This is a genomic window from Thiomonas sp. UBA7699 (genome assembly GCF_002482605.1).
Classification (GTDB): Bacteria; Pseudomonadota; Gammaproteobacteria; order Burkholderiales; family Burkholderiaceae_C; genus Thiomonas; species Thiomonas arsenitoxydans.
The window spans coordinates 65,332-73,631 of sequence record NZ_DLGH01000017.1 but is presented as its reverse complement, the minus strand read 5'-3'; the positions used below and the strand labels follow the sequence as shown (position 1 = coordinate 73,631).

The 8,300-nt window shown below is 62.4% G+C and carries 8 protein-coding genes and 1 rRNA gene; 5 read left to right on the top strand and 4 right to left on the bottom strand.

Translation table 11 applies throughout. The annotated features are described in order from the left end of the window. From B3H47_RS07075 to B3H47_RS07065, 3 genes are all read right to left on the bottom strand, one after another. Positions 1-360 (bottom strand): 16S ribosomal RNA (locus tag B3H47_RS07075); the annotation flags it as partial. 439 nt (positions 361-799) lie between these two features. After that, positions 800-1,675: a D-amino acid aminotransferase gene (locus B3H47_RS07070; RefSeq protein ID WP_276732819.1), complete on the bottom strand. Its 876-nt coding sequence runs from the start codon at positions 1,673-1,675 to the stop codon at positions 800-802. 43 nt (positions 1,676-1,718) lie between these two features. Continuing rightward, positions 1,719-2,390 carry a response regulator gene (locus tag B3H47_RS07065; protein WP_286730490.1) on the bottom strand — a complete coding sequence of 224 codons (672 nt, stop codon included), beginning with the start codon at positions 2,388-2,390 and terminating at the stop codon, positions 1,719-1,721. A 122-nt stretch (positions 2,391-2,512) separates the two neighbouring features. On the opposite strand from B3H47_RS07065, the gene B3H47_RS07060 reads away from it, so the two are divergent. From B3H47_RS07060 to lnt, 3 genes are read left to right on the top strand one after another with little or no spacing between them, the layout of a single operon-like run. Beyond that, positions 2,513-3,559 (top strand): PhoH family protein, encoded by a 1,047-nt coding sequence (locus B3H47_RS07060; RefSeq protein WP_286730491.1) that lies wholly within the window; start codon positions 2,513-2,515, stop codon positions 3,557-3,559. Beyond that, on the top strand, positions 3,556-4,083 hold the full coding sequence (gene ybeY, locus B3H47_RS07055; RefSeq protein WP_286730492.1) for an rRNA maturation RNase YbeY: 528 nt from the start codon (positions 3,556-3,558) through the stop codon (positions 4,081-4,083). Before B3H47_RS07060 ends, ybeY begins: the two co-directional genes overlap by 4 nt. A gap of 46 nt (positions 4,084-4,129) precedes the next feature. After that, positions 4,130-5,782, top strand: coding sequence for an apolipoprotein N-acyltransferase (gene lnt, locus B3H47_RS07050; RefSeq protein ID WP_286730493.1), 1,653 nt, complete (start codon positions 4,130-4,132; stop codon positions 5,780-5,782). Here lnt and B3H47_RS07045 read toward each other — a convergent pair. Beyond that, a complete protein-coding gene (locus B3H47_RS07045) occupies positions 5,674-6,132 on the bottom strand; it encodes a DUF2784 domain-containing protein (RefSeq protein ID WP_286730494.1) in 459 nt (152 codons plus the stop codon). The two genes, lnt and B3H47_RS07045, sit on opposite strands and share 109 nt — an antisense overlap. 187 nt (positions 6,133-6,319) lie before the next feature. Here B3H47_RS07045 and B3H47_RS07040 point away from each other — a divergent pair, with 187 nt between their 5' ends. Beyond that, on the top strand, positions 6,320-6,964 hold the full coding sequence (locus B3H47_RS07040) for a TlpA family protein disulfide reductase (protein WP_286730495.1): 645 nt from the start codon (positions 6,320-6,322) through the stop codon (positions 6,962-6,964). A gap of 13 nt (positions 6,965-6,977) precedes the next feature. Continuing rightward, entirely contained in the window at positions 6,978-8,297 is a 1,320-nt protein-coding gene (locus B3H47_RS07035) for an MFS transporter (protein WP_286986579.1), read from the top strand. Positions 8,298-8,300 lie beyond the last annotated feature (3 nt).

The window sequence follows — 8,300 nt, the reverse complement described above, 5'->3', positions numbered from 1 at the left end:
AAGATTCCCCACTGCTGCCTCCCGTAGGAGTCTGGGCCGTGTCTCAGTCCCAGTGTGGCTGGTCGTCCTCTCAGACCAGCTACGGATCGTTGCCTTGGTAAGCCTTTACCTCACCAACTAGCTAATCCGCCATCGGCCGCTCCTATGACGTGAGGTCTTGCGATCCCCCACTTTCACCCGTAGGTCGTATGCGGTATTAGCTACGCTTTCGCGTAGTTATCCCCCATCACAGGGCACGTTCCGATGTATTACTCACCCGTTCGCCACTCGCCGCCAGGTTACCCCGCGTTGCCGTTCGACTTGCATGTGTAAAGCATGCCGCTAGCGTTCAATCTGAGCCAGGATCAAACTCTATAGTTCGATCATTTTGCATTGCGAACAATGCTCACTCAAGGAATTACGGAAAATTTCCGTACTTCATATGAGCGTTTGGTATATTTGCATCAAGCCAAACGCCCACGCTTATCGGTTGATTTCTTAATGAGCCCGCCTATTTAGGCGTTTGCTGCGTTTGCAGCGAAGACATCAATTATTGCACTACTTTTAATCCCGAGTCAAGCGAAATGTTTTATTCTTTTCTTTGCTTCGGTCGCTGCTTTTTTTTGCAGCGAAGACATCAATTATTGCACTATTTTTAATTCCCGGTCAAGCAGAAGGTTATTCTGTATTCTGCTCGACTGCTTGGCTCGGTTAGCGCCGAGAGATGAGATTGTGCATGGGGCGAAACGGCCTGTCAAGCACTTTCGTGACAGCCCGGTAAAAGTCCCTCATTGCCAGGGCGTCTCAACGCTGACTACGGCTAATGAGACTGGCTTTTCTTGGCTTCTTGGTAGGCACTGTAGAGTGCGGTCGCCACTGGCCCGGGCTTGCCTTGGCCCACTGCCTTGCCATCCAGTGTCGCGACGGAGAGCACCTCTTTTGTTGCGGAGGTGAGCAAAATTTCGTCGGCGCAGCGCAGCTCCCACTCGGAGATGGGGCGAAATTCAAGTTTGACTCCAATTTCGCCGCACAGCTCTTGCAGCAACCCGACACGGATGCCTTCCAGCTTGTCGTGATCCCGAAGGGGGGCCGCGAGTCGGCCGTTGCGCACCAACCAAACATTTGAGGCCGAGGCTTCGGTCAGTTGGCCGTCTCTGATGAGAACGGTTTCAGTGGCGTCACTCTCAACAGAGAGTTGCCGGGCCAAGACGTTGCCGAGAAGCGAGATCGATTTGATATGCGCGTTTCTCCAGCGTAGATCGGGCGCCGTGATGCAGGCCACACCTTGGGCGCGCTTTTGTTCGGGCACGTGCGGAAACGGAAAGCTCATCATGAACACGGTCGGCTCGACACCTTGGGGAAACGCATGATCGCGCTTGGCCACGCCACGGGTGACTTGTATATATATGCACTGATCGTCAGGGGCGTTGCGCGCGATGAGTTCCCGTACCAGCGCCAGCCAGTCGTTGGCATGACTGGGATTCTTGATACCCACAGCGTCTAGGCTGCGTGCCAGTCTTGCGAGGTGGTCATGGGCCCGGAAAACCCGCCTGCCATAAACGGGAATCACCTCATAGACCCCGTCCCCAAAGATGAAGCCACGATCAAGTACGGATACTTGGCATTGAGCAAGCGGCTGAAAGGCGCCATTCAGATAGCACTCGGACTGATCGGTCGACATCGGGTTGAATGACATAGCGAATTTCCAGGAAAGAGCGAAGAGCCAAAGGGAGCAGGATTCAACGCACCAAACCGCGCCGCACCGCCTCCAGAGCAGCTTCAGCGCGCGAAGAGATGTTGAGCTTGCGGTAGATCTGTTTGACGTAATCGGCCACAGTGTGTCGCGACAGGCGGAGCTGAACGGCAATTTCTGGCAGGGTGTAACCCTTGCCCACCAGTTGCAGCACCTCGCTCTCGCGCTCGGTGAGCGCAATGTGTTCTTCTTGCGGCAGATTTGAAGAAGGCGCCGACATCGTGCGATGCAGATGGGTGAAATGCTGCACCATGCGACGGGCAATACTGGGCGACAAGGGTGGCTCGCCATCCTGGATGCGTCGAAGTTGGGCACGCAACTCGATTTTTGGGCGATCTTTGAGCAAATAACCGAAGGCGCCCGCTTGCAGAGCGGGGAAGAGATGGTCGTCATCGTCGAAGATGGTGACCACGACAGAGCGGGCCTGTGGGCGGGTTTCCGTGAGGGTGCGGATCAATTCCAGGCCGCTGGCATCGGGAAGGCCCAGATCGACCAGCAGCAGATCGACGGGTTCGCGCTGCAGAATCTGCATGGCGTCGGCCATGCGACCCGCCTCGAAAATGCGCACGCCAGGATAGTTTTCGCGCAGCAATTCGACAAACCCGGCCCGCACAGCGGGAAGGTCATCGACGACCAAAGCGCATTGCATGGTGCTCATCGGCTTCCGTTTCTGATTCTTGCGCCGAGCAGACAATGACGGCGTCAGCCCGATACTATCAACTCACGCCTCTGAATGCGGGGATTTGTGCCGCCATCGGCTCCGCAACCTTATTCGTCCCCATGCCCAACTCGCCCGTGCAACTTCGACACACTTTTTCCCCGCCCGACAATGCCCGCCTCGCCCAGCTCTGCGGCCCGCTGGATGAAAACCTCAGGCAGATCGAGGTCGCGTTCGACGTTCGCCTGTCGCGTCGTGCCGGCACCGTGAGCATCGAGGGCGAAAGTGCCGCCGCCCGGCGCGCACTCGATCTGCTGCAAACGCTCTGGGGCCGGGCCGACGCACGCTTCAGTCTGGAAGACATCCAGCTCGAACTGGTGCAAGCCGCACAAGGGCAGCGCCCCAAACTCACCGCGGCCGACGACGAGCCGGTGCTCTACACCCGCCGGGAAAGTCTGCACGGCCGCACGCCTAATCAGGTTCAGTACATCCGCAACATTCTTCAGCACGACATCACCTTTGGCATAGGCCCGGCGGGCACGGGCAAAACCTTTCTCGCGGTGGCCTGCGCCGTCGATGCGCTGGAGCGTCACGCCATCACCCGTCTGGTGCTGACGCGCCCCGCGGTCGAAGCCGGGGAGCGGCTCGGTTTCTTGCCCGGCGATCTGACCCAGAAGATCGACCCGTATCTGCGACCTTTGTACGACGCGCTGTACGACCTGCTCGGCATGGAAAAAACGCAAAAATTGTTCGAACGCGGCGCCATCGAGATCGCGCCGCTGGCTTTCATGCGCGGACGCACACTCAACCAGTCGTTCATCATTCTGGATGAGGCGCAGAACACCACGCCTGAGCAGATGAAAATGTTCCTCACCCGCATCGGCTTCGGTTCGCGCGCCGTCATCACCGGCGACGTCAGCCAAGTGGACTTGCCGCGCGGAACGCAAAGCGGTCTGGCGCAAGCCCAGAAGGTGCTGGCCGATGTGCGCGGCATCGCCTTCAACTCATTCACCAGCCAGGACGTGGTTCGGCACCCGCTGGTGGCGCGTATCGTTGATGCCTACGATGCGCATGACGTCGCACTGAAAGGCGAGCCGCCGTCCGGCGCGAGCGCAGGCGATTTGGCCAGCGCCACCTCATCCCGTCGACGGCCACCGCGCTCCGCATGACTCGCGCCGCACGCCCCACGAAACCTGCGTTGCGGCTTTCGGTGCAGTTTGCCGATACGACGCACCGCGATCAGTTGCCGCGCGCCCTGCTGCTGCGCTGGGTTCGCGCCGCCTTGCGCGTGGGCCCCGAAAGTTTCGATGCTCTACCGCAGGCCGGGGCGTTGTCTGAGGCGCATCAGATCACCTTGCGTTTTGTGGCTGCTGACGAAGGCCGGGCGCTCAACCGGGCCTATCGCGGCAAGGATTACCCCACCAATGTGCTGACCTTCGATTACAGCCACTGGCCGGTTCAGGCCGACATCGTGCTGTGCTGCCCCGTGGTCGCTGGCGAAGCGCTGGCGCAGCACAAGCCGCTTGGGTCGCACTACGCCCATCTGGTCATACACGGTCTGCTGCACGCGCAGGGCTGGGATCATCAGACCGAGCTAGAGGCACAAGAGATGGAACGTCACGAGGTGACGGTGTTGCAACGCTTCGGCATTTCCGACCCCTACGCCGACGGCAGCGAAATGCCCGCAGGTTAAAGTGCGGGCGCTGCCCACTCCGCCCTTTCAGGCTTCTCATCCCCTTATGTCCGAACGTCCCGCCAAACGCGATACCCAGAGCGCAGCCGCCAGCGCCCTGCCGCGCGGTCTGCTGCGCCAATTCACTCAACCCCGGTTTGCGCCGTTTGTCTCCATCGTGCTGGGCGTGCTGCTCGCCCAGACCTTCGGGCGGCAGCAGCTCGGCGGATGGTCAATCGTCATTCTGGCCGCCTGGATCAGCCTGCTGTGGGCCGATACGCAGCCCCGCCCGAAAGACCGGGCCAAGCGCGGCGCCTTGCTCGGTTTCAGTCTCGGGCTGGGCTGGTTCACGGGCGGGCTGTGGTGGCTTTATATCAGTATGGCGGTGTATGGCGGCATGGCGCCGCCGATTGCGGGCGGTGCCTTGCTGTTGTTCTGTGCCTATCTCGCCCTCTACCCCACGCTGGCCGCTGCACTTGCAGCCGCACTCGCCCCCGCGGCAGGGCGCGAGCCCTGGAAACTGGCCCGCGCCATCGGCGCCACGCTGGTGTTGGCCGGAGGGTGGACGCTGGCGGAATGGTTGCGCGGCACGCTGTTCACCGGATTTCCGTGGCTGGCCCTGGGCTATGCCCAGGTCGGCAACCCGCTCTCCGGCTACGCCCCGGTGATCGGCCAGTACGGCGTGAACTTCGCCGCCGCATTGGCCGCCGCGCTGTTGGCGCTGCTCTCGCAAGTGAGCTTGCGGGGTGCGCTGGTCAGTCTGGGCCTGCTGGTGGCGCTTTTTCTCGGCGGCTTGCAATTGCAGCAGGTGCGCTGGACGCATGCGGTCGGCCCGGCGCTCAAAGTCGCCTTGCTCCAGGGCGATGTCGCCCAGTCGGAAAAATTCAAGCCCGAAACACTGGGCCCCACGCTGCAGCTCTACGGCAACTGGCTGAGTTCGCTCAAAGCCAATCTCATCGTCACGCCGGAAACCGCCGTGCCCGTGCTGCCTGAAGATCTCGACCCCGGCTATCTGCGGCAGATCGAGCGGGCGCTGCGCGAGCACCACACCGCCGCGTTGCTGGGCATTCCGCTCACCCGCGGCGCCGATCAATACACCAATAGTGTGCTGGGACTGGGGGGCGCTGCGCCCTATCGCTATGACAAATCGCATCTGGTGCCGTTTGGCGAGTTCGTGCCCTACGGTTTTCACTGGTTTGTCAAACTGATGGACATGCCGCTGGGCAGCTTTGCGCGCGGCGGGCTCGATCAGCCGCCCTTTGTGGTGCGGGGCGTGAAAGTGGCGCCGAACATCTGCTACGAAGACCTTTTCGGCGCGCAGATGGCGCAGCGCTTTCGCAACCCCGCGCACGCGCCGAATGTGTTCGCCAACCTGACCAATCTTGGCTGGTTCGGCAACACCATCATCATCCCGCAGCATCTGGAAATCGCGCGCATGCGTTCGCTGGAATTCCAGATCCCCGGCATTCGCGCCACCAATACGGGCGCCACCGCCATCATCAACGCCCACGGCCAGGTCGCCGCCGAGTTGCCGCCCTACACCGTCGGGGTACTGACCGGCTCGGTGCAGGGGCACGCGGGACTGACGCCGTTCGCCTGGCTGGCGTCACGTTACGGCGACTGGCCCGAGGTGCTGCTGGCGGCGTTCGCCTTGCTGCTGGGCTGGGCCCTGACCCGCCTGCAGCGCGGTGGCACCCACCACCACAACGCCAGGGTGTAGGCCCCCACGGCCAGATAGATGACAGTGAACACCGCCAGGGGCAGATTCCAGAAAATCAAATGATCGATCCAGGTCTGGATCAGGCCCGCGGTATAGCCGCGCTGTCCGGCATCTTGCATCAGCGCGCTCTGCCACAAGGTGAGAAAGCAGGCACGCCCCAACGCTGCCTGCGCCGCCACCACCGCCATCGACAGCAGATGCGCTGCGCGCCAGACGCAGCCGCGCACCCAGCGCCAACGCCGCCATGCGCCCAGCGGCACGACGATCAGACCGGCCACATTGAACACAATCACGCCCAGATGCACCGCGAGAACGAGGTGCGCCAGTTGCAGATCGAGTGAGGCAGGCATGGCGTAAGCGGGTCAGCAAAGATGCCACCATACGCCGAACAGGCACTACAACCCGTTACGTCGCCCTAAGCGCAGCCCGGCTATGTTGTCATCATTCGCCACGCCCGCGCTGTCTGCGTGATGACCTCGGGATGTCGGCGTCAGCCGCCGCCGATGGCGTGGTCATTTCATTTGTTGGAGCCGTTTCATGCAGTCTCTTACCGTTTTTTTGCGCCGCGCCAGCGCCGCAATCGTGCTCTGCGCCGCCTGCACGCCCGCTTCCTGGGCGGCGGGATTCACCTTTACCCCCTACCCCACAGCGCACAAGTTGCCGCTGTCTCAGGTCACTTTCGAAAACGCGCAGGGCAAGCACATGACCCTGGCGGATTTCAAGGGCAAGGTCGTGCTGCTCAATATCTGGGCGACCTGGTGCCCGCCCTGCGTCCACGAAATGCCCACGCTGGACAAACTGCAAAAGCTGCTTGGCGGCAAAAACTTCGCTGTCGTGCCGCTTTCGGTGGACAAGGGCGGCATCTATACCGTGAAAAGCTTTTACGACGATAACTTCATCAGCCACCTGCCGATCTACGTCGACCCCACCACCCAGGTGCTCGACACCCTGAGCATTCTGGGCACGCCGACGACCATCCTGATCAACAAGCAGGGCGAAGAGATCGCCCGCACCATGGGGCCGGAAGATTGGGACAAGCCGGCTGTGATTGCCCAGATCAAGCATTACATGGCCGCCCCCGCAGGCTCGGCGGCCAAGCCGCCGCAACAGGCGCGCACCGTGGAAATTCGCGACACCCGCGTGGCGACCGCCGCAACCACAACAGGTGCTGCGCCGGAATAAGCGCGGCGGGAAAATGCAGACTGCAGCGCCCGAAGCATTCACCCAGCGGCCCGGTGACGCGTTCAACCACAAGCGCGGCGCCTGGGCGCAGATTTCTCCGGCGGCGCGGCGCATCATCCTCGCCCGCACTGCGCGGAGCATCGGTCAGGGCGCGCTGGTCGCCGCCTTCACCCTGTACCTGCACGCGCTGAACTGGAACGCGCCGCAGATCGGCGCGGTGCTCAGCGGCGGGCTGTTCATCGGCGCGGCACTCACGCTGTGGATCGGACCGTTGAGCGACCGGCTCGGGCGGCGCCAATTCCTGTTGGGATACGAGCTGGTTCTCGTCGTTTGCGCGGCGGTGGCCCTGCTCGCAGCCACACCCTGGCTGCTGGTGCCCGCGGCCTTGCTGGGCGGATTTGGCCGCGGCGCCAATGGAGCCGCCGGTCCGTTCGGGCCGCTGGAGCAATCGTGGCTGGCCCACGGCACGCCGCCCGCGCTGCGCTCACAGATTTTCAGTCTGAACTCCACGCTGGGCATGCTCGGCATGGCGCTGGGCGCCGTGTTGGGCGCTGCCCCCCATTGGCTCAGCGCCCTCATGCCGACGGATTGGGCTTACCGCAGCCTATTCATCCTGCCGCTGCTGGGCTCGGCGATAGGGTTTTTTCTGCTGCTGAAAGCCGAAGACGCCCCGACAGCGGCAAACCCTGAAGCTCGTCCGCCGGCCCTGGCAACGGTTCCCGAAGACCAAGATCAGGCGGATCGCCAAGCCCGTCACCTGCGCGAAAACGCCTTGCTCTGGCGGCTCGGATTGGTGAATGCGCTCAACGGCCTGGGCATCGGCATGGTCGCCCCGCTGATGGCCTATTGGTATCTGGTGCGCTACGGGCACGGGCCGGCCAGCATTGGGCCGGCCATGGCGGTGAGCTTTGTTTTCGCCGCTTTCGGCGCGCAGATCGCAAGCCGCCTAGCGCAGCGCTTCGGCGCGGTGCGGGCCGTCGTCGGCATGCGCACGATGGGGCTGATCATGCTGGTGCTCACGCCTTTGTCGCCGGTGTTCTCGATCGCAGCCGGTTTTTACGCCCTGCGCGCCACCGCGAATCAAGGCACCACGGGCGTGCGTCAAGCACTGACGGTGAGCCTGACGGGCGCGGATCGGCGCGGTCTGGCCGCAACGGTCAACAATGTGTCCATCCAGATTCCGCGCGCCATTGGGCCTTTGATTGCCGGGGTTTTGCTGCACCTGGGCTGGCTGATCGCCCCGTTTTTTGTGGCGGCCACGTTTCAGGCCGCCTATCTGGTCTTGTATCAGCGGTTTTTCAAAAACATCGAGCCGCGCGACGCGGCCCCCTGAAAG